This is a genomic window from Stappia sp. ES.058 (assembly GCF_900105595.1).
Classification (GTDB): Bacteria; Pseudomonadota; Alphaproteobacteria; order Rhizobiales; family Stappiaceae; genus Stappia.
The window spans coordinates 149,293-169,514 of record NZ_LT629784.1 but is presented as its reverse complement, the minus strand read 5'-3'; the positions used below and the strand labels follow the sequence as shown (position 1 = coordinate 169,514).

At 63.9% G+C, this 20,222-nt stretch carries 20 protein-coding genes, 1 tRNA gene and 1 riboswitch; of the genes, 4 read left to right on the top strand and 17 right to left on the bottom strand.

Translation table 11 applies throughout. The features are described 5' to 3' along the window. Positions 1-11: 11 nt before the first annotated feature. The 13 genes from BLU32_RS00805 to BLU32_RS00745 all read right to left on the bottom strand — a co-directional run bounded on the left by BLU32_RS00805 (position 12) and on the right by BLU32_RS00745 (position 11,508). Positions 12-806 carry an ABC transporter permease gene (locus BLU32_RS00805; protein ID WP_093804555.1) on the bottom strand — a complete coding sequence of 265 codons (795 nt, stop codon included), beginning with the start codon at positions 804-806 and terminating at the stop codon, positions 12-14. Beyond that, entirely contained in the window at positions 803-1,555 is a 753-nt protein-coding gene (locus BLU32_RS00800; RefSeq protein ID WP_093804554.1) for an ABC transporter ATP-binding protein, read from the bottom strand. The genes BLU32_RS00805 and BLU32_RS00800 overlap by 4 nt, the downstream gene beginning before the upstream one ends. Positions 1,556-1,570: 15 nt before the next feature. Beyond that, entirely contained in the window at positions 1,571-2,266 is a 696-nt protein-coding gene (gene tenA / locus BLU32_RS00795; protein ID WP_093804553.1) for a thiaminase II, read from the bottom strand. Continuing rightward, on the bottom strand, positions 2,263-3,198 hold the full coding sequence (locus BLU32_RS00790) for an ABC transporter substrate-binding protein (protein WP_093804552.1): 936 nt from the start codon (positions 3,196-3,198) through the stop codon (positions 2,263-2,265). Before BLU32_RS00790 ends, tenA begins: the two co-directional genes overlap by 4 nt. 38 nt (positions 3,199-3,236) lie before the next feature. Further along, the gene (locus BLU32_RS00785) at positions 3,237-3,836 is read right to left on the bottom strand and encodes a thiamine phosphate synthase (protein ID WP_093804551.1); all 600 of its coding nucleotides are present in this window, start codon (positions 3,834-3,836) and stop codon (positions 3,237-3,239) included. Continuing rightward, positions 3,833-4,606, bottom strand: a complete 774-nt coding sequence (locus BLU32_RS00780; protein ID WP_093804550.1) for a thiazole synthase — start codon at positions 4,604-4,606, stop codon at positions 3,833-3,835. The genes BLU32_RS00785 and BLU32_RS00780 overlap by 4 nt, the downstream gene beginning before the upstream one ends. 3 nt (positions 4,607-4,609) lie before the next feature. Beyond that, a complete protein-coding gene (gene thiS / locus BLU32_RS00775) occupies positions 4,610-4,807 on the bottom strand; it encodes a sulfur carrier protein ThiS (protein ID WP_093804549.1) in 198 nt (65 codons plus the stop codon). Beyond that, positions 4,791-5,789 (bottom strand): glycine oxidase ThiO, encoded by a 999-nt coding sequence (gene thiO / locus BLU32_RS00770; protein WP_093804548.1) that lies wholly within the window; start codon positions 5,787-5,789, stop codon positions 4,791-4,793. The genes thiS and thiO overlap by 17 nt, the downstream gene beginning before the upstream one ends. Then, positions 5,786-6,652, bottom strand: coding sequence for a bifunctional hydroxymethylpyrimidine kinase/phosphomethylpyrimidine kinase (thiD, locus tag BLU32_RS00765; RefSeq protein ID WP_093804547.1), 867 nt, complete (start codon positions 6,650-6,652; stop codon positions 5,786-5,788). The genes thiO and thiD overlap by 4 nt, the downstream gene beginning before the upstream one ends. A gap of 128 nt (positions 6,653-6,780) precedes the next feature. Beyond that, a riboswitch (TPP riboswitch) is annotated at positions 6,781-6,885 on the bottom strand. Positions 6,886-6,947: 62 nt separating this feature from the next. Continuing rightward, positions 6,948-8,180 (bottom strand): FAD-binding domain-containing protein, encoded by a 1,233-nt coding sequence (locus tag BLU32_RS00760; RefSeq protein WP_093804546.1) that lies wholly within the window; start codon positions 8,178-8,180, stop codon positions 6,948-6,950. Then, the gene (locus BLU32_RS00755) at positions 8,177-8,377 is read right to left on the bottom strand and encodes a hypothetical protein (protein WP_093804545.1); all 201 of its coding nucleotides are present in this window, start codon (positions 8,375-8,377) and stop codon (positions 8,177-8,179) included. The genes BLU32_RS00760 and BLU32_RS00755 overlap by 4 nt, the downstream gene beginning before the upstream one ends. 366 nt (positions 8,378-8,743) lie before the next feature. Next, complete coding sequence (locus BLU32_RS00750; RefSeq protein WP_157727429.1) at positions 8,744-10,015, bottom strand: hypothetical protein; 1,272 nt, start codon at positions 10,013-10,015, stop codon at positions 8,744-8,746. A gap of 98 nt (positions 10,016-10,113) precedes the next feature. After that, complete coding sequence (locus BLU32_RS00745) at positions 10,114-11,508, bottom strand: M20 family metallopeptidase (protein ID WP_093810398.1); 1,395 nt, start codon at positions 11,506-11,508, stop codon at positions 10,114-10,116. A 213-nt stretch (positions 11,509-11,721) separates the two neighbouring features. On the opposite strand from BLU32_RS00745, the gene BLU32_RS00740 reads away from it, so the two are divergent. The 4 genes from BLU32_RS00740 (at position 11,722) to BLU32_RS00730 (ending at position 15,809) form a co-directional block, all read left to right on the top strand. Continuing rightward, on the top strand, positions 11,722-13,065 hold the full coding sequence (locus tag BLU32_RS00740) for an MFS transporter (protein WP_093804543.1): 1,344 nt from the start codon (positions 11,722-11,724) through the stop codon (positions 13,063-13,065). 785 nt (positions 13,066-13,850) lie between these two features. Beyond that, positions 13,851-14,327, top strand: a complete 477-nt coding sequence (locus BLU32_RS21550) for a hypothetical protein (RefSeq protein ID WP_157727427.1) — start codon at positions 13,851-13,853, stop codon at positions 14,325-14,327. Positions 14,328-14,337: 10 nt separating this feature from the next. Beyond that, a complete protein-coding gene (locus BLU32_RS00735) occupies positions 14,338-15,063 on the top strand; it encodes a hypothetical protein (RefSeq protein ID WP_093804542.1) in 726 nt (241 codons plus the stop codon). Further along, a complete protein-coding gene (locus tag BLU32_RS00730) occupies positions 15,060-15,809 on the top strand; it encodes a hypothetical protein (protein ID WP_093804541.1) in 750 nt (249 codons plus the stop codon). Before BLU32_RS00735 ends, BLU32_RS00730 begins: the two co-directional genes overlap by 4 nt. A gap of 356 nt (positions 15,810-16,165) precedes the next feature. Here the strand turns inward: BLU32_RS00730 and BLU32_RS21545 are convergent, their stop codons facing one another. From BLU32_RS21545 to BLU32_RS00710, 4 genes are all read right to left on the bottom strand, one after another. Continuing rightward, positions 16,166-16,564 (bottom strand): hypothetical protein, encoded by a 399-nt coding sequence (locus BLU32_RS21545; protein WP_157727425.1) that lies wholly within the window; start codon positions 16,562-16,564, stop codon positions 16,166-16,168. A gap of 249 nt (positions 16,565-16,813) precedes the next feature. Then, a tRNA-Arg gene (locus BLU32_RS00720) sits at positions 16,814-16,890 on the bottom strand. Between the two features lie 189 nt (positions 16,891-17,079). Further along, complete coding sequence (locus BLU32_RS00715) at positions 17,080-18,627, bottom strand: HAMP domain-containing sensor histidine kinase (protein ID WP_093804539.1); 1,548 nt, start codon at positions 18,625-18,627, stop codon at positions 17,080-17,082. A 124-nt stretch (positions 18,628-18,751) separates the two neighbouring features. Then, positions 18,752-20,182 (bottom strand): NAD(P)/FAD-dependent oxidoreductase, encoded by a 1,431-nt coding sequence (locus BLU32_RS00710; RefSeq protein ID WP_093804538.1) that lies wholly within the window; start codon positions 20,180-20,182, stop codon positions 18,752-18,754. Between the last annotated feature and the right edge of the window lie 40 nt (positions 20,183-20,222).

The following is a 20,222-nucleotide window of genomic DNA, read 5'->3' as shown; positions in this document are numbered from 1 at the left end:
ATCGAGGGCGCTCAGCCCGCGTCGGTCGTCTCGCTCGACCAGCGCGTCATGCGCCGCGTGAAGGCGGACACCGCCGCATAAAGCACCACCGCGAAAAGCGCGAGCACGAAGAGGGCGGCAAACATCAGGTCTGTCTTGGCACGGCCGTTGGCAAGCAGCATCAGGTATCCAAGCCCCTTGGAGGCGCCCACCCATTCGCCGATCACCGCCCCGATGGGGGCATAGACGGCGGCGAGCCTGAGGCCGGAGCCGAAGGCGGGAAGCGCCGCCGGCAGCCGCAGGAAAACAAGCGTGCGCGATGGGGGCGCCCCCATGGTGCGGGCGAGATCCAGCAAGCCCGGATCCGTGCGCCGCAACCCGTCGTAGAAGGTCGAGACCACCGGAAAATAGATGATCAGCAACGCCATCGCAATCTTGGAGGCCATGCCGTAGCCGAACCACAGCGTCAGGATCGGGGCGAGCGCGAAAACCGGCACCGCCTGGCTGAACACCATGATCGGCAGCACCAGCCTTCGCGCCAGCGGCGAGATCATCAGATGCAGCGCGGTCGCCGCCCCGAGCGCCGCGCCAAGCAGCAGGCCGATCAACACCTCGGCAATGGTGGTCAGAGCATGTTCGCCGATCAATGCGGCATTGGCGACGAGGCTTTCGGCGACGCGCCAGGGGCCGGGCAGGATGAACGGCGGAACGCCGGTCACCCAGACCAACGCCTGCCACAGCAACACCGCCACGCCTGCGGCGAGCACCGCATCGCGCACGCGCCCGGTTTTGGAGACGTCGTCGGAGAATTCCCGTCCCGCGCTCATGCCGGTTCTCCCTTGAGCGCGCGGAAGAGCCGCACCTGCATGTCCATGGTTTCTTTCGCCTCGACGGGACGCACGGGATCGAGCGCGGGCGCCTCGACCTCCGACAGGCCGGTTTCCGCCAGAATGAAAATCCGGTGACCGAGGCGCACGGCTTCCGCCGGATCATGGGTCACCAGCAGCACCGTGCGGCCCTTCAGCGTGTCGAAGGCAAGATCCTGCATTTCCGCGCGGGTTCGCGCGTCCAGCGCGGCGAAGGGCTCGTCGAGCAGCACGATCGGACGGTCCTCCATCAGGACGCGGGCCAGCGCCACCCGCTGGCGCATGCCCCCCGACAGCCGCGCCGGCGCCTTTTCCACATGATCGGCAAGACCCACGCGGGCGATGAGGTCGCGGGCGCGCACCCGGTCGATCCGTTCGCCGCGCAGCCGGCTGCCGAGCGTGACGTTGCCCATCACGTCGAGCCAGGGTGCAAGGAGATCCGTCTGGGCCATGAAGGCGACCCTGTCGACAATGGCGACCCCGTCGTCCGCCGCGATCTCGCCGTCGAAGGTGCCGCCCGTGCCGAGGCCGGCAAAAAGCCGCAGGACCGTCGATTTGCCGACGCCGGACGGCCCGAGCAGACAGGTCCAGCGCCCCGCCTCCACCGGCAGGTCGAGTCCGTCGAACAGCGGCCGTCCGGCGTGGCGGAAGCTGCCCGCCAGCCGAAGTGCCGGTGCGGACCAATAAGCGGAGGCGGTCGTTTCAACCATTGTCACAGGTGATCCTCAAACGTGGCCCCTGAGGCCCATGTCCCAGAAGCCGACTTCCAGCCGCGTGGCGTTCCGGAAGCGGGCGGCTATGGCCGCAAAGCGCGGTGCGTCCTGCGGCCGCGCGCCGAGACGCGCGACACTTGCCGTCTCGATCAGCGCGCCGACCTTGCCGCAAAGCTCCTGATACTCGTCGCCGGCATAGGTCTCGATCCAGTCGCGATAGGGCGTGTCGGACGCGGAGGCTTCCTTCAGCGCCAGCCCGATCTCGCCGTAGCCCATCACGCAAGGGGCAAGGGCTGCGATCAGGTCGAGAAAATCGCCCGAAAGCCCCGCGTCGGTGACGTATCGGGTGTAGGCGAGGTTCTCCAGCGCCTCCTCCGCGGACAGCAGATCGGCCTCCTCGAGGCCGGCCTTGCCGCAAATCTCGACGTGCAGCGACATCTCCGCGTTGACCAGCCCGTCGACGATGGAGGCGGCGAGCCGCGCCTCCTCGATCGTCTGCGCCTTCACTACCGCCAGCGCCCAGGCGCGGGCGAAGTGGAACAGGAAGATGTAGTCCTGCTTGAGATAATGCAGGAAGGCCTCGCGCGGCAGCGTGCCGTCGCCAAGGCCCGTCACGAAGGCGTGGCCGGTGTAGGCCGGCCAGGCCGGCCCGGCGGCCTCGCGCCAGGCCGCAAACACCGGCGACCCGAAATCGGGCGTACCGCTCATGGCGCGGTCACGTCGATGGCTATGTCGGAGACCGGCTTGATCGTCTCGATCAGGCCCGCGTCCTTCAGGAAGGCCTCGAAACGCTGGTAGCGGCGATGGTCGAGGGCTGCCGGGCGCAAGGCAAACCGCGGGATCGTGTCGAACCAGGCGCGCTCGTTCAACTCGTCCTGCAGCTCCTTGGCCGTGCCGGAGTAGATGCGGAAGCTCTCTTCCGGGTGGTTGATGATGTATTGCGTCGCCCGCTCGGTCGCCTCGAGAAAGCGCGCGATCATGTCGGTGTCCATCAGCTCCGGATTGGCGACATAGATCAGTTCGTCATAGGTCGGCGTGCCCTCTTCCTCGATGAAGAAGCAGCGGCCCTTCACGCCTTCGATCTCCATCTGGTTCAGCTCGACATTGCGGTAGGCGCCGATCACGGCGTCAACCTGGCCGGACATGACCGACGGCGACAGCGACCAGTTGACGTTGATCATCTCGACATCGTCCAGCGTCAGCCCGTGCCTGGCGAGCATCGCCACCATCAGCGCCTCCTCGACGCCGGCGACCGAATAGCCGACCTTGCGGCCCTTCAGGTCGGCGATGGTCTTGATCGGCCCGTCGTCCCTGACCATCAGGCAGTTCAGCGGCGAAGCGATCAGCGTGCCGACGCGCTTCAGCGGCAGGCCTTCGGCGACCTGCAGATGGATCTGCGGCTGGTAGGCGATCGCCAGATCCGCCTTGCCGGCCGCCACCATCTTGGGCGGCGCGGACGGGTCGGCCGGGGCGATCACCTCGACCTCGAGACCCGCGTCCGCGAAGTAGCCGAGCTCCTGCGCGACGATCACCGGACCGTGGTCGGGGTTGACGTACCAGTCGAGCAGCAGCGTCATCTTGTCGGCCGCCATGGCCGGCGCGCTCATCAAAATCGTCAAAAACAATACCAGAATTCGCATTTTTTGTGCCTCATATTGTCAAAGTTGCACGAATTGCCTCAGCGCCGCGTCGCGGCGAGCCAGGCGCGGACGCGTCCTTCGGGGTCGTCGTTGAGGGTGATATCGGTGACGGCGGAAACGATGTCGGCGCCGGCGGCAAAGGCGCCCGGCGCGCGCTCCACGCTCATGCCGCCGATGGCGACGAGCGGGATATCCCCGATCGCCTTTTTCCATTCGGTCAGCTTGTCGAGCCCCTGCTCGGCCCATTTCATCTTCTTCAGGATGGTCGGATAGACCGGCCCGAGCGCGATGTAGTCGGGCGTCGCGGCCAGCGCCGTTTCCAGTTCCGCGTGGTCGTGGCTGGAGAGGCCGAGACCCAGCCCGGCCTTTCGGATCGCGTCGAGATCCGCCTCGGCCAGATCCTCCTGACCGAGATGAACGAAACGGCAGCCTTCCTCGATGGCGATCTGCCAGAAGTCGTTGACGACCAGCATGCAGTCGTGGCGGCGGCAAAGCGCCTCCGCCTCTCGGATCCCGGCGCGGACCTCGTCGTCCGGCCGGTCCTTGATGCGCAGCTGCACCAGCCGGACGCCGAGCGGCACGATGCGCGCGATCCAGGCCGCGTTGTCGACGATTGGGTAGAAGGGATCGAGTTTCATTCCAGGAACGCCTTGCCGAGAACGGGGGTGGAAGGGGCCGCCATGTCGCGCGCTTCCAGCGGATCGGCGGCAAAGGCCAGCCGCCCGGCCTCGACCGCGCGGGCGAAGGCATCGGCCATCATTCCCGGATCGCCGGCCTTGGCGACCGCCGTGTTGAGGAGCACCGCGTCGTAGCCAAGCTCCATCGCGGCCGCCGCATGCGACGGCAGCCCGAGACCGGCATCGACGATCAGCGGAATGTCGGGAAAATGCGCGCGTAGCGACCGCAACCCGTAGACATTGTTGAGACCGCGCGCCGAGCCGATCGGCGCGCCCCAGGGCATCAGCACCTCGCAGCCGGCCTCGATCAGCCGTTCGGCGACACCAAGATCCTCGGTGCAATAGGGAAACACCTGAAAGCCGTCGTCGCTGAGGATGCGCGCCGCCTCGACCAGTCCGAAGACGTCCGGCTGGAGCGTGTCGGCGTCATGGATCACCTCGAGCTTCACCCAGGACGTGCCGAAGACCTCGCGCGCCATCTGCGCGGTGGTCACCGCCTCCTTGACCGTGTGGCAGCCGGCGGTGTTGGGCAGGACGCGAATGCCGAGATCTCGAATAAAGCCCCAGAAATCCTGACCGGCGCGCGCCGAACCCGATTCCCGCCGCAGCGACACGGTCACGATATCGCAACGTGCGGCGCGCACGGCCTCGGCCATGATCGCGGGCGAAGGATAGAGCGCGGTGCCGAGCAGCAGCCGGCTTTCGACCGCGTGATCGTAGAGTTTGAGCATGGCTCAGCCTCCCTGCATCGGCGCGAGGATCTCGACCCGGTCGCCATCGGCGACGGCCGTTTCATCCCGCGCCTCCGACGGCACGAAATCGCCGTTGAGTGCGGTGGCGACGATGGCGTCGCCATAGCCAAGATCGTTCAGGAGCGCCGCCAGCGAAGACGGCGCAAGCTCATGCGGTTCGCCGTTAACGATGATGCTCATGGATAAACTCCGGTTTGGAGGACGGATCGGCGACAAGGCGCGCCGCCTGTGCGGCGAGCGCCGGGGCGAGCAGGAAGCCGTGGCGATAGGTGCCATTGGCCCGGATGACGCGGCCCTCGCGGATCAGCCGCGGCAGGTTGTCGGGAAAGGACGGTCGCGCATCGACGCCGATCTCCAGGATTTCGGCTTCCGCGAAGGCGGGATGCAGCGCATAGGCGCCGCCCAGAAGCTCCAGCATGGCGCGGGCGGAAATGCGGTCGCGCTCGTCGCTTTCGATCATGGTCGCGCCGACCATGAAGACGCCTTCGCCGCGCGGCACGATGTAGAGCGGAATGCGCGGATGCAACAGCCGCACCGGGCGCGACAGCGTGACGTCGGCGGAGCGCAGCACCAGCATTTCGCCCTTGACGCCGCGCAGCTCCGCGAGGTCGCCGCGCGCCGCAAAGCCCCGCGCATCGATCACCTGATCGCCGGTCGCATCTTCCGGATCGATCTCGCTGCCATAGCAAATCTCCGTCCCGCTCTCGGACAAACGCTGCCGCAGTCCGGCAAGGGCTGCGCGCGGGTCGAGATGGCCTTCGCCGGCAAAGAACAGCGCCTGGCGGAAGCGCCCGGCAAGGTCGGGCTCAAGTTCGGCGACCCGCTCGCCGTCGATCTTCTCGGCATTTCGCGTGCGGCGCTCGAAACGGCGCAAATCCGCCGCATCGCGCGCCGGCGCAACCACGAGACTGCCGTTGCGCGCGACACCGTCGACGCGCGCGGCCCACCAGTCGAGCGCTTCCGCGCCGAGCCGTTCCACCGGCTCTTCCGCGCTCTCGCCCTCGCACCAGGGCGCGAGCATGCCGCCGGCCCACCAGGAACAGGAGGCGGGACCGGGACCCTCACCCCGGTCGTGGACCGTGACGTCGTGGCCTGCTTCCGTCAAAGCCGTGGCGCAGGCCAGGCCGACCACGCCGGCGCCGATGACCGAGACATTCGTCATTGGCGTCCCCATTGGCGATAGAAGTGATGCACCGGCCCGTGTCCCGAGCCGACCCGAAGTTCGTCGGCGCAGGCGATCGCGCCATGCAGATAGGCATGGGCCTCGCGCACGGCCTGCGCGAGGTCGGCGCCTTTCGCCAGCCCCGCCGCAATCGCGGCCGACAGGGTGCAACCGGTGCCATGGGTGTTCTTCGTGTCGAGCCGCAGCGCCTTCAAGGCGACCGACGGCAGGTCGCCGGCGATCAGCAGATCCGTGCAAACGGCGCCTTGCGCATGTCCGCCCTTCATCAGGACGGCCGGGCCGAGGGCTGCAAGCGCGCGCCCCTGTCGTTCGGCAGCGGCAAGGTCCGTCGCAGGCTCCTCGCCGAGCAGAAGCGCGGCCTCCGGCAGGTTGGGCGTCACCAGCGTCGCGCGAGGCACCAGAATGTCGCGCACCGCCGCCACCGCCTCGTCCCGCAGCAGTTGCGCGCCGGACTTGGCGACCATCACCGGATCGAGCACCACCGGCCCTTTGTAAGTGGCCAGCGCCTCGGCAACCGTTTCGACGATTTCCGGCGAGGACAGCATGCCGATCTTCACCGCCGCCACGTCGAGATCGTCGAGCACGGCGGCGATCTGGCCGGCAACCACATCGAGCGGAATGTCGTGAATATGGGTGACGGCCCGCGTGTTTTGCGCCGTGATCGCCGTGATCGCGCTGGCGCCATAGACGCCAAGCGCCGAAAACGCCTTGAGATCCGCCTGAATGCCCGCTCCGCCGCCGCTGTCGGAGCCGGCGATGGTCAGCGCGATTGCGGGCGGCGCCTGTTTGCCGGCGCCGTGGTGCAAGGTCTCCGCCGTGCCGTCGCGTGTCGTCGCGTCCATGTCTCACCCGCTGTCCCGGCGTCGAACACGGAAAACCGTGCAAGGCGCAAATCGTTGCTTGCGATCCGGGCGGGTATCTGGCGAAGGGTGAGATCCGAAAGACCGTCTGAGATCGCGGTCCTGCGCCTTGCGGCGCATCATTCGTTCCCTCCGCCGGCACGACCCGGATCAGGTTCAGTGGGTTGACGCATCTTCGCGTCTCTCAGCCCGTTCGGGCACCCCAACGAAATCAAGCGCGACGATAGGAGACGGCCGCGGGCGGGTCAAGCGGTGTGAAGGAAGAGCTGCCCTGCACTCAGCCGGAAGCCCCAAGTGCAGCGGTCAGTTCGCGAATTTGTTTTCTGAAGGGAAAGAAGCCCTTGGTGGCAAGGGGCCAGGCGCGGGCATCGTAGCCGCGCATCTCCTGAAGAAAGGCGACGCCGTCGGGCTGGAGCGCCCGCGCAATGCGATCCGCGACGGCGCGCCCCGGCCCGACCGGCACGTGACGGGCGACGACCCGGTCGAGGGCATGGTCGCGCGCCCAGTCGCGCACGGCCTCGTCAACGCCATGCGGCGTCATCACCTGATCGCGCAAGCGCGCGCCAGGTACCGAGAACCGCGACAGGCTATCGTCCAGCACGGCCGCAACGAAATCCTGCACCTGCCCCGAGACCGACACGTCCGAGCGCAAGGCGGCGCTCGAAACGCCTGCCACGGCGACCGGCGCGACGCGATCCGACAGGTCCTGCACGTCCACATCGTCATCGAAAACGAGAAGCCCGGTCCGACCGCCGTCCTTCCCGAGCCGTGGACCGGGCACAATCGGCCGTGGCAAGGGCGGTAGAGGGCCGTCGAGCGGCAGCGCCTCTTGCGCCAGCTTCCCTTGCGGGTTGAAGCGCTCGCCGGTGTGGGCGGCGATATTGTCGGCGCGTGCCAGATAGGTCTTGCCGCGCGTCTGCAACCCGCCGACCCAGCGCCAGGAAAGGGTGTTGGAGGCCGGATCGCCGTCGAGCAGATGCCGCAGGAAGAAATCCGCGCCCAGCTCCCACGGCAGTTTCAGCGTGAAAATCCAGATCGAGGCGAACCACATGCGCGCGTGATTGTGCAAATAGCCGGTCTCGACCAGCTCGCGCACCCAGTGGTCGAAACAGTCGATCCCCGTGCGGGCCTCTTCGGCGCGGGCGAGATGCTCGGCGAGATAGGAGTCGCCGGCGACCTCGATCCGGGCGGTGTCGCGATCCTCGCAATAAGCGTCCCAGACCCCGGGGCGAAGCTCGAGCCAGCCCTTCCAGTAGGTGCGCCAGAAGACTTCCTGAATGAATTTTTCCGCAGGCCCCTCACCATGCCGGTCGACGGCGGCGCGGACAAGTTCAGCCTCGGTGAGCACGCGGTGGCGAACGTAAGGCGAAAGCCTGGAGACATGCGAGGGCGCATCGGGACCGGGGTCGTGATTGCGCAGCTTCGCGTAAGTCTTGCCCGCGTGCGGAAGAAACGCCGCAAGCCGCGCCGTTGCCTCCGCACGCGTCGGGGGAAAAAGCCGTGCGTTCACGTGCGGGCGCCGGTCTCCGACCGGACCGGCAACGTGCCGAGATCCTGCATGAGCATCGCATAGGCGCCGAACGCGTCGGCCCGCTTCGCCAGGGCGCGGGCTTCGATCACAAGCCCGTCCTGGCGAAGATAGCTCGCCTGAAGGCTCATCATGCGCGACAGGTCGCGCGGGTCGTATGGGGTGCGAAAATCGATCATCCTGTCCTCCCGTCTGGATGACAAATTTTACGCCCGGTGTGCCGACGCGGTTCGCGCCCGCGACACTTTGGCACAGACCATCGCTGGCCGGAGATCACAATCGAAGGCGAGGCGCCGGCTATCGCGGGCGGGCGGAACAGCTCTTCAGCCGCCTTGTTTGCGGGCATACGGAGGGTATCGCCACTCCCGCGTCATGCCGGGCAAGGCGAAGCCGCGACCCGGTATCGGGGAGCCAAAGCCCCGGTCGTCTTCACGAGACAAGAGCTGAAACGTCGTGCCTCTCCGATCCCGGATCTTCGCTTGTGCGGAGTCCGGGATGACGACCCGATATCTCGTATCAGATCGGCGCAACATCTTGAGAAAGCGTCATTCTGTCCATCCCTGTTCAACAGGCTCGCCGCTTGTGCTTCCACCCGGGGAAATCGATCTAAAGAGAACGAATGCGTCGAGCTCGGCGACGTAATATGGGTAACGCCACGGGAGCGCGGCCCACAGACGAGCACTGTCAAAACGCACGACAGAGGCATCATTCGGCCCAGCGTCACGGAGGTAGTTGGCTTTTGCCCAGACCCAATGACGGCTCTCCGGATTGAGGGCACCATAATTACATCCGGCCAGTCCGGAGCGATCCAGATCGACATAGAGGCCCTCGCGCGTGTGGACGACCGGGTGGACCGTATCGAAAAACGCGAACCGGCCGACGTCTTCCCGGTCCCGGTCAGAGACATAACCGATCGGAAAAAGCCTCTGTCCGCTGCGCCCGTGAACGGCCGGCAAGACCTCGTCAAAGGTCTCGGCAAGGTCGAACGACAGCCGGTAGGCCGTATTTTCCTCCGGCCTTAGCGACGCAACCCACTGTTCGACCCCGGGGACCTTCTGCCATTCGTCGCGGGAAATAACCCAAGCCGCATAACAAACAGGTCTGATACCCGGCCCGTCATGGCGACCCTCCCATGGGCCAAAGCGATCGCGGTAGATCTTCGTACTCTCGATAACCTTGCCGTCTTCGGGAAAGAAAAACGGCGTGAGATCGGGGCTTTCCAGGCGGGCGCGGCGCTCCGAGGCCTCGAAGGCCGCTTCGTCCACCTTTTCCGGCGGATGGGCGCGGACGAACTCTATCCGTCCGTTCTCGCCCGACAGCGACCGCTCGCTGATATGGTATTCGATATTGGCGAAACGCTCGGCATCCTCCACCCACAGGATCGGCAGTTTAGAGCCGGGCTTGAGCGTAGGGTGGCCCTCGGTGAAGGGCGCCGCCTCTTGCCAGGCATCAACCGTCTTGCCCTCCCAGGTGCGCCCCTCGTCATCCAACGCAGCCCAGAAACAGGCGGATACGACTGGAACATAAACAGCCGCCGTGCTGTCCGGGACTTTCGCGCCGATGACCGGCGGACTGATGTATGTTCTGCTGAAAGTCGCACTTGGCGCGACGGTCGAGCCGGTCACGAACTCCCCGGTGCATTTGATCACCCGCTCGATGGTGACCGGTTCGCCGTCCACCTTCACATCCACCGCATAGCGATAATAGGCGGGATAGGCGGGATTTTCCGAAACGCATGCGCCAAGGCCGAGCGCCAGAAAAACGGCGGCCACAGCCCGACGAGGCAACCGCAAGAACCGATCCGAAAGACCCACCACCAGCACACCCGTAAAACGCGAGAAACCGAAACTTCTCGCGTTTTACGGCCTGATGCGCCTTGCGTCGAGCGCGGGTGCCGCTTTGCCTTAACCCGCCGTTACGACGGCGCTTTCGCGGAGCGCTCGCCGATGTCCCAGAACAGCCCCGCCATCAGTTGCAGCGCCTCGCGGCAGGTGGACTGGATGACATGCTCGTCGGGTGCATGCTGCGAGCAGCCGCGATAGGAATGCGGCACCCAGACGGTCGGCAGGCCGAGCACCTCGGAGAAGGTGTCGTTGGGGAGCGATCCTGCGAGATTGGGCAGGACATGCGGCGGTTGGCCTGCGGTCCTTTCCAGCGAGGCGGCGACGAAGCCGACCCAGGGGTTCGACGGATCGAGCCGGGTCGCGCGGAAGAACACCCGGTCCGCCGGCGTGATCTCCACCATGTCGAAGCCCTCGCGGTCGAGATGGCGGCGCAGGGCGGGGAGAATGTCGTCCGGGTCGGTGCCGACCACATAGCGCAGCTGGCAATGGGCGCGGGCCTCGCCCGAGATCGCGTTGACCGGCGCCTCCGGCACGCCGCTCGTCATCGCCAGCACCGCGAAGGAATTCCAGCCGAAGACGCGCTCCGCCGGCGTCAGGTCCGGCTCGCCCCAGTCGGGATCGACCTTCGGCCCGTCGCCGCCATCGACCGGCAGGCCCTTGAGCGTTTCGCGGATCTCCGGCGTCAGGCTGGTCGGCCGCCATCCGGGAATACGGATCGAGCCGCGCCGGTCGACGATGGCGGCAATCGCATGGGCCAGGATCGTCGCCGGATCGGCGAGCGCCCCGCCCCAGTTGCCGGAGTGATGCGCGCCGTCCCTCAAATGCACCTTGAGATCGAAGTTCACGCCGCCACGCGAACCCATGAACATCGTCGCGCGGTCGGGTTCCAGACGCGGCCCGTCGGAGGCGATCAGGACGTCGGCTGCGAAGCGCTCGCGGTTGTCGGCAAAGAGCTTGGCCAGACCCGGCGAGCCGGTTTCCTCCGACATTTCCAGCACGATCTTGACGTTGAAGCCGAGCGAACCGCGTAGCTCAAGCACCGCTTCCAGCGCGGAGAGATTGATCAGGTGCTGGCCCTTGTTGTCGGCCGTGCCGCGCCCGTAGAGCCTGTCGCCCTCCTCCACCAGCTTGAAGGGGTGCAGCCCCTCGCGCCACTGTTCGGTCTGGGCGCGGATGACATCGCCGTGGCCGTAGGTGAAGACGGTCTCGAGCGCCGGATCCTCGATGCGCTCGCCGTACAAGAGCGGCCCGCCGCGCGGGTCGGGATTTTCCAGCACCTCGCAGGCAAAGCCGAGACGCTCCAGCCAGGGACGGGCCAATTCATCGATGTAGCGGCGCAGTTCCGCTGCCTGCGCCGGGTTCTGGCTCTCCGTCTCGAAGGCGACCAGCCGCGCCAGATCCGTGCGAAAAGCGCCCTCGTCGAAATAGCGCGCGGCCCGCGCCACCGCGTCGTCCCGTGTCGTCATGTCCGGCATCTCCCTGATCGATCGCTTGTCTTGCGGGCGAAGCTAAAGCGTTTTCAGGCGGTTGGAAACATCGCCGGCAATTGCCTGAAATTTACGCAGCGTCACAATTGTCGCAATCGGACCGGGATGCGACGCTGCAACGACGATTGCGCATGCCCGCCTGTGCCAAGGCTTTGACGGGAAGACGCGATCACGGGCGCGAAAGGACGGGTCATGTTTCAGGTTCTGGCCGGGGTCTGGGCGCTGCTGCTCGGCATTGTGTTGATCATGCTGGGCAACGGCATGCATTTCACGCTGATCGGCCTGCGCGGCGGCATCGAGGGGTTCTCGGCCGCCGAACTCGCGATCGTCACCTCGGGCTATTTCACCGGCTTCCTGTCGGGCGCGCGCTTCACGCCCGCACTGATCCGCCGCGTCGGGCATGTGCGTGTCTTCGCGGCGCTCGGCAGCTTCATGTCGGCGGGGCTGATTTCCTTCCCGCTTTTCACCGATCCCATAGCCTGGACGCTGCTGCGGGTGCTTATCGGCTTCTGCATGTCGGGGATCTATGTCGCCGCGGAAAGCTGGCTCAATGATGCCGCCACCAACGAGACGCGCGGCAAGGTGCTCTCCGCCTATATGATCGCGCAGACGCTCGGCATCATCGGCGCGCAGGGGCTGCTGTCGCTCGGCGACGCGGGCACCTCGGTGCTTTTCATCGGCGCCTCGATCCTGGTGTCGATCTCGTTTGCGCCGATCCTTCTGTCGGTCGCCCATGTGCCGGCGGTGGAGGTCGCGCGGCCGATGTCGCTGCGCAGCCTGTTCGCCGGCTCGCCGCTCGGCACGGTCGGCATCTTCCTGCTCGGCAGCGTCTATGCGACGCAATCGGGCATGGGCGCGGTGTTCGGCTCGCAGATCGGCATGACCGCCTCGCAGATCGCGCTGTTCGTCGCCATGCTCTTTGCCGGCGCGCTGGTGCTGCAATACCCCATCGGCTGGCTGTCGGACCGCATGGACCGGCGCAAGCTGATCTTCGGCGCCTCCTGCCTTGGCGCCGCCTCCTGCCTGCTCGGCTGGCTGACCGGCGGCGGGCTGGTGGCGCTGATGGCCTCCGCCTTTTTCGCCGGCGGGGTGACGACGCCGCTCTATGCGCTGTTTCTCGCCTATACCAACGACACGCTCTCGGCCGAAGACATGCCTGCAGCCTCCGGCGGGCTGGTCTTCACCTTCGGGCTCGGCGCCATCGTCGGCCCGCTCGCGACCGGCTGGGCGATGGAACGGGCCGGACCCTTCGCCTTCTGGCCGGTACTCGGGATAACCTTCGCGGCAATCGCGCTTTATGCGCTCTACCGCATGACACAGCGCGCCGTCGTGCCGACGCAGGAGACGGAAAGCTACCTCGGCGTCCTGCCGACCGCCTCGCCGGTCGCGGTGGAAGCCGCCGGCGTCTGGGCAGCCGAAAACGCGGAAGCGGAACGCGAGGCGGAAGCCGAAGCGGAAGAAGAGGCCAAAGCGGAAATGGAAGCGGCGGAAGTGGAACTCGCCGCCGAGGCGGTCACGGCGGAGAAGAAACCGTGAAGACGCGGCCCGGAACCTGAGCGCAAAGCGCCTGGAAAATTCAATCAAGTGATTTTCAGGAGAAATGGCGCACCTAGATGATGAAAATTCGAACCAATTGTTCGAGGTCTTATCGGACTGGAACGCCCAACTTGAGCACCTGAGGTTCAATGAACCTCCGGTGCCGCCATGTCCCTAAAAAAGACATTCTCCAGGGCGGCAAGCCGTAAATCCAAACAACCGAAGAATCCGAAGCCGGACAAAAAGAAGCGGCCCTCGCCGTTTTGCATCCGGCTGTCCGAAGAAGTGCGCGGCCATACCCTCGGACGTTGACGGAGAAATCCAATCTGGGGTTCAGGCCTCTGAACCCCTGCCCTTCGGCGAGAATGGGGGTGGCAAGGGCAAGGACCAGCGCGGCGGGTGCACGAAGCCCGAAGGGCGCGGAGCCTCGGGAGACCGCGCCCTTGCCCGCGCCGGGGGCAAAGCCCTTATTCTAATTTGATGCATACACCAACGTATTGCCTCTATCCCTTCTCCATCCATGACGAATTACGGCTCTTTAACACGTTGTTTTGTATCGCTATTTTATATATATTCTTCATTTTAAATGTCGGTTGCGCTATACGTGTATGTATATTGAGGACCTTATTGTGCATAAAGTGAGGCCATATGCCTTTTATTTAGGGCATAAAACGCGGCTTATATTCTGTCAAACGCATACCGCAACGCAGTTGCTCCATACTTTTAATTGACAAGCCGGCACCAAGTCCATATCGTTCAAGCTGCTTTAAAGAATCGAGGACCAAATGGAAGAAGCACAAGATAGTAGTGAGGCGTTCGAACTGACCCTCAGCGGCTCAGGCATAAGTATACAGAGGAAGGTTAATTCGGCGACGGCTGCCCACATTATGCATTTGGTGCTCGGCGGAACTCCAGCGCCCGGCCTTGGCAATGCAGCTCCGACTGGCGCCCCGTCCGCCTCCTCCGAGGCCCCAGTTTCGCTGAGGGAGTACCTGGACGAGGTGAACGCTAGTAAAAAGCCCGATCAGATCGTAGCAATCGGCCACTTTATGTCTTTACACGAAGGTCTAACCGCATTTTCAAAAGATGATATTAAGTCACGATTTTCTTTGGCAAAAGAACCTATGCCAGCGAATTTTCCTCGCGACTTCAATCTCGCCCTAAAGTCTGGGGCGATAGCTCCCGCACACCAGAATGCGGGTTACTTCTACGTAACGAAATCGGGCATCGGTTTGGTGCAAAATTCATTTAAGAAAAAGTAGCGGAGGAGAAATGGCCCTAAAGGATTTAGTTGCAGATCATGACAAGATCACAGAAGAACGAATAGAGGACATAGTTTCACTTTATATCCGGTACGATCCTCAAACAAAGGAGATCGTGTTCACGCCAGATGGAACCTCCCTGAGCAATGAGAATAAAGTACTTGTATATCTCGTCGGGATGTTGGGTTGGCGGTATATTTTGGATGAGAACCTCGATCCAAAAACTAAACCTGCCGATCTTGAAGTGGCTTTGGGGATCGCTGGCGGAAGCTTGCGGCCGATCCTAAAGAAATTGAAAGATCAACACCTGTTGACAGTCGTAGGCGGCCACTACGCCGTTCGCACCGCGAATTTGGAAGCGATTGCGAAAATCATAAGTGGCGCCAAATCAGCTCCTTCAAGCACATACACCGCCCGACGCACCAAACCTAAGGTGATGTCGAAAGGGACAGGCGATGATGCCGCCGCTCGGAGTGATGTCAAGGCACCTAAGGAGCGAAAACGTACCGGAATTCCAATAAGGAGCTCACTCAACAAGATACTCTCTGACGGTTGGTTTGAGCAAGAACGCTCTCTTCTTGACGTATTTGATCGACTTCAAGAAATGGCCATTAATGCCAAAAAAACCTCTCTATCGGGACCTATAGCAGACCTAGTAAGGGATGGTAAGCTGACCCGAAAAAAGGCAAAGGTCGGCAAGAAAGACGTTTGGCTTTATAAGGCTGTCAGCGAATGAGGGATGAGCTGATAAAGGATCTCTCCACCGTAATTCCCAGTTCACTTGCGGAGGATCTAGTTCGTACCTACGAGAAATTAGTATCCAAGTTTCAAGCGGGAGAGAACGAGGAGGCGTTAACTCAGGGCGGCCGCTTCGTAGAACACACCTTTCGAGCAATTGAACATATCAGAACTGGAGCCGCACCAGCGGAGATTAAGTCGGTGAAGACCACGATGGCGCATATCGAACAGGATGCGTCGCTCGATGATGCATTGAGGTTCTTGATACCAAGGGCTGCATATGGCCTCATATATAATATCCGGAGCAAGCGGAATGCAGTCCACGTCAAGCAAGTTGACCCCACTGGAATAGATGCTGCCTTATTGGCGAACGGCGCTGGTTGGATACTGGCGGAGTTTGTCAGGCTTTTCCACCACGGCGAAGAGAGCAAGGTCGCCCAGGTGATGCTGGCCTTGACTCGTTCCATGCTGCCATTTGTCGAGTCCATTGGTGATGAAACGTTTGTGAGCAAAAAGGTGCCGGCCGAAAAAGAGTTATTGATGTTATTGGCTCACGCAAAGCCGGGTGGACTGTCGCGATCACAGTTAGGTGCTAGCGCAAAATGCAGCCCATCGTCTGTCACAAAGTCACTTGATAAGCTGTGTGTTGGCAGGCTCGTGCACAAATCAGCAAGCAGTCTATTTCACATTACGAACAGCGGCGAACAGGAACTTACAAGTTGGCTCACCGCCAACCGAACCTGAGCGATTCGAGCTGCAGTCGGCTAGAGCCGATAGCAAGCTGAGCATTCTCGAGTGCCTTGGGTTGTTACGGCGGCCCTGGTTCAGCGCCGATGCGTTGACGGCATCCAAACGGCGAATGGTTGGTCAGGATTTCAAAGGGCAGGAACGCCTTTTGATCGATGGGTGCAGGGAGAGCGAGGTCTCCCTTGCGAGTGGTCAACCGGCGATGCGGTTGAGTGGCGCGGGAGGGCTCAAGGCCTGATCCGGGCCAGGTCGAGAGGGATGCAACGGGAGAGCGCCAGCGTCTCCCTTGCCAAGATGCGTGGTACTACCACGCACATCTTGCGGTCAGCGATAACAACTCAATCTGACTTGTATTACTTCACCACTTTGAGCCAAGGTATTGCAGATTTCCAGCGCAATTCATGGCGTTTAGCCAGTTCCATCCGAGCCATAGCCTTGAGAACATTCAAAACAGTGGCCTCGTCGACAAGGCCGCGGGCGATTTGGTCGTCACAATGACCACGGTCTTGCAGCACAAGGTTATAGGGCGCAATCGCCACCCAAAATCCTTGGTAGTCCATTGGCTCTAACCAGGCCACATCGTCGTTTGTGTATTTGAAATTTTTCATGGATTGAGAATACGAAATTCCGCTTCCCGAATACAAATCGGGAGGCAAGGCCTTGCCTCCCTGCCCTGTGGCGAACACGGGGGGCAGAATGGAAAGCGAAATCTGCATGGGTGGTGCGGGCGCAGTGCAACGAGCCACGGTCATGCTGATTCCGCTTGAAGTGGCGTTGGGGGCAGCGCCCCCAGCACGGAATTTCAAAAAAGTTCGAACTCCGAAAGTAAATTTAAAAAGCCGCAGTTTTACAGGGAGTTGCAAGGTTCAGAATCGATTGCGCCTATCGCTTTGAATCACTTTTTTGACCAAAGGCTTGGCGCCGAAAAACAGCCTCGTTCAAACTCAAATAGATTATCGAAAACAATGCGTTAAAGGGAAGAAATGCCTAAAAATGAGAAATGGCGCACCGGGGAGGATTCGAACCCCCGACCCCCAGATTCGTAGTCTGGTGCTCTATCCAGCTGAGCTACCGGTGCTTGCCTGTTCCGCAATCCCCGGAAAACCCCGGGCGCGGGACCAAAGTTTCGGCGGGCGTCTGCGCCTTCCGAACAGGGCGCTACCTCTACTCTGGTCATTCGCCGATTGCAAGCGAGGGCCCGCACTTTTTTGGCCCTCTTCCATTCACCCGTCGAAAGCTGTTGATAAGCAGGCGGGCGACGGGCTGATCAGGTCGGCGATCCCGCATTCGTGCGCCCGCTGGACGCCCCCCCGGTCTTCGCCTTGACCACCCGCGTCCGTTCGCCGGCGCCGGCCGGCAGCCGGATTTCGAACGCCGCACCGGGCGTCTCCGCCTCCACCAGGCGGATGCTGCCGCCATGGGCGCGCACCAGTTCGGCGGCAATCGCCAGTCCCAGCCCCGTACCGCCGCTTTTGGCGACCGACTGGAACGGCTTGAACAGCCGGTCGCGGACCGCCGGGGGAATCCCCGGCCCGGTGTCGCTGACGCGGATCGTGGCACCATCGCTCCCGCATTCGGCTTCTATCGTGACGCGGCGCACCAGCGCGGCATCGGTGTTCGCCTCCAGCACCTGCACGGCGTTGCGACACAGGTTCATCAACACGCGGAAGAGCTGCTCCGGGTCGGCATCGATCTCCGCGCCTTGCGGAACATGCGTCTCGAATTCCACCGCCCCCTGCCCCGACAGGCCGAAGACGTCGACGACATCGGCGACGATCATGTCGAGCCGTACAAGCCGGCGCTTGAGCGGCGCCTCGCGGGCACTGCCGTAGGCAAGAACCGACTGCGTGTAGCTGACGGCGCGGTCGAGGGTCGCGATGATCTTGGGCACCAGCCGCTGCACGGTCGGATCGGCGACATGCTCCAGCCGCTCGGAGAAAAGCTGCGCGGAGGCCAGGATATTGCGCAGGTCGTGGTTGATCTTGGAGACCGCCAGGCCGAGATCCGCCAGTCGCCGCTGCTGCTGAAGGGTCAAAGCCAGCGTCGTCTGCATGTCGGCCAGCCGCACTTGCGCATCGCCGATCTCGTCGTTGCGGCTTGAGGGCGCGATCACCAGACTGCGGTCGTCCGGGCTTTCCTGAAAGCGCGCCATCGAGCGGGTGAGCTTTTGCATCGGCCTGACAAACAGCCAGCGCAACGACAGATAGACGAGCGTCGCGGTGATCGCCGAGATCACGGCAGACAGCGCCAGGATGCGCACGGAAAACGCGAGCATCGCATCACGCAGAAGCGCCTCAGGCATGACGATGTCGACGCGCCCGCCAAGCCCCATCTGCGACGGGCCGACAACGCGCAGGTTGCCTTCGCCGCCACCGACCAGAATCTGGAAACTTCCGACGATGGAGGTCAGCGGGTCGGCCTCACTCATGTCCACCGTGCGGCCGATCGGACCCGGCGGCCCCGACATGGCGATCAGGCGTCGGCGGTTGCCGTCGTCCAGCGCGATCGCCACCGCGCCGGTGGTGCGCAGGAGTTCCGCCTGCACGCCCGGGGCCACCATGTCGGTTTCCACCAGAATGCTCGCGGCAACGCCGGAAATGGTCAGCTTGTCGATCAGCCAGGTGTTGCGGAAGTTGGCGACCGAAGGCACGAAGATCAGCACTTCGCTCAGCATCACGAAAACCACGGTGAGCAGCAGCAGCTTGCCGGACAATCCGCCCCAGCGCCGGCGCGCAACGCCACCCGCGCGCCCGTCCGGGAGCGCGACAGTCTGGTTTCCGGCCTCGCGCCCGTCGTCGGGACCGGGCACGCTCATGGAGGACTGCCGGTCCCGGGCGGGGGGATCTTGCGGGGTCACGCGTCGCTCGCTCTCTCGCTCAAGCGCCGGGCGCACGCCGGTCAATACCGGGCGGCCCGACCGGTCCGCCCGCCCCTGCGGTTCAGCCGAAAGAGGCCAAAAGACGCACGACGCGGCGAACCCAGGGGTTGTTCGCGCTGTCAGCATAATAGGAAATCGCCGCGCGGCGAACCGCTTCCGACAGCGTGGGATAGGGAGACACGAAACCGGCGAGATCGCGCACCGTCAGGCCCTTCGAGACCACGAGTGACAGCAGGTTGACGATTTCGCCCGCCGCGGGACCGACGACATCGGCCCCGACCACCCGGCCGCGCTTTCCAACCATCAGTCGCACCAGACCGTCCGTGCGCCGTTCGGCTTGCGCGCGGTCGTTTGCCGAAAACGGCGCATCGAGGATCTTCACGGTGTGATGGCCGTGTTCGGTGCGCGCCTCCGCTTGTGTCATGCCGACGTGGCCGATCTGCGGATCGGTGAAGGTGACCCACGGAATGATGGCGCGGTTTTCCTTTGCCGGCAGGCGGAACAGGATCGCACGGATGACGATGCCGGCGTGATAGCCGGCCACATGGGTGAACTGAAGACCGCCGGCGATGTCGCCGATGGCATAGACCTTCTTGTTGGACGTGCGCAGGTCCGCGCCGACCGTGATCCCGCCGCGGGTGTGGTCGATGCCGGCCTCGTCCAGTCCCAGGCCGTCGAGGTTCGGTTTGCGCCCGGCGGCGACCAGCAGATGCGTGCCGGCGATCTCGCGACGCCCGTCCTCATCCTCCACGCTCACCTTGATGTCGCCGGCCGTGCCCGAGACCTCGGCGACTTTCGTCTCTTCCAGGATCTCCAGCCCCTCGTCGCGCAATCGCTCCAGAACGATTGCCGCAAGATCCGGGCTTTCCTTGGCCAGCGCGCGCTGCGCCTCGACGACGGTGACGCGGCCGCCGAGCCGGCGATGCGCCTGCGCCAGTTCCAGGCCGATGGGGCCGCCGCCGACAACAATGAGATGTTGCGGGCACTGCGCAAGATCGAAAATCGTCTCGTTGGTGAGATAGGGAACGGCGTCGAGGCCCGGGATCGGCGGCACGGCCGGTGAGGACCCGGTGGCGACGACGAACCGGCGGGCACGCACATCCGTGTCGCCGGCGCGAACCGTGCGGTGATCGACAAAGCGGGCCGTCTCCTGGACAACCTCGACGCCGAGCCCCTCGAACCGCTCGACCGAATCATGCGGCGCGATCGCACCGATCACGCCGTGCACATGGTCGTGCACCGCCTGGAAGTCGACGTCGAGCGATGGCACGGAGACGCCGAGCGCCGTGGCGTGGGCGGCATGATGCGCCGCCTTGGCCGAGGCGATCAGCGCCTTGGAGGGAACGCAACCGTAGTTGAGGCAGTCGCCGCCCATCTTCGCCTTTTCGATCAGCACGACGTCGACGCCGAAGGCGGCTGCGGCGGCGGCGACCGACAGCCCGCCGGAGCCGGCGCCGATGACGCAGATGTCGGGGGTTAAAACACGGGTCATGGCGAAACCTCCAGGGGATAAGGGTGGAACGCCCTTCACG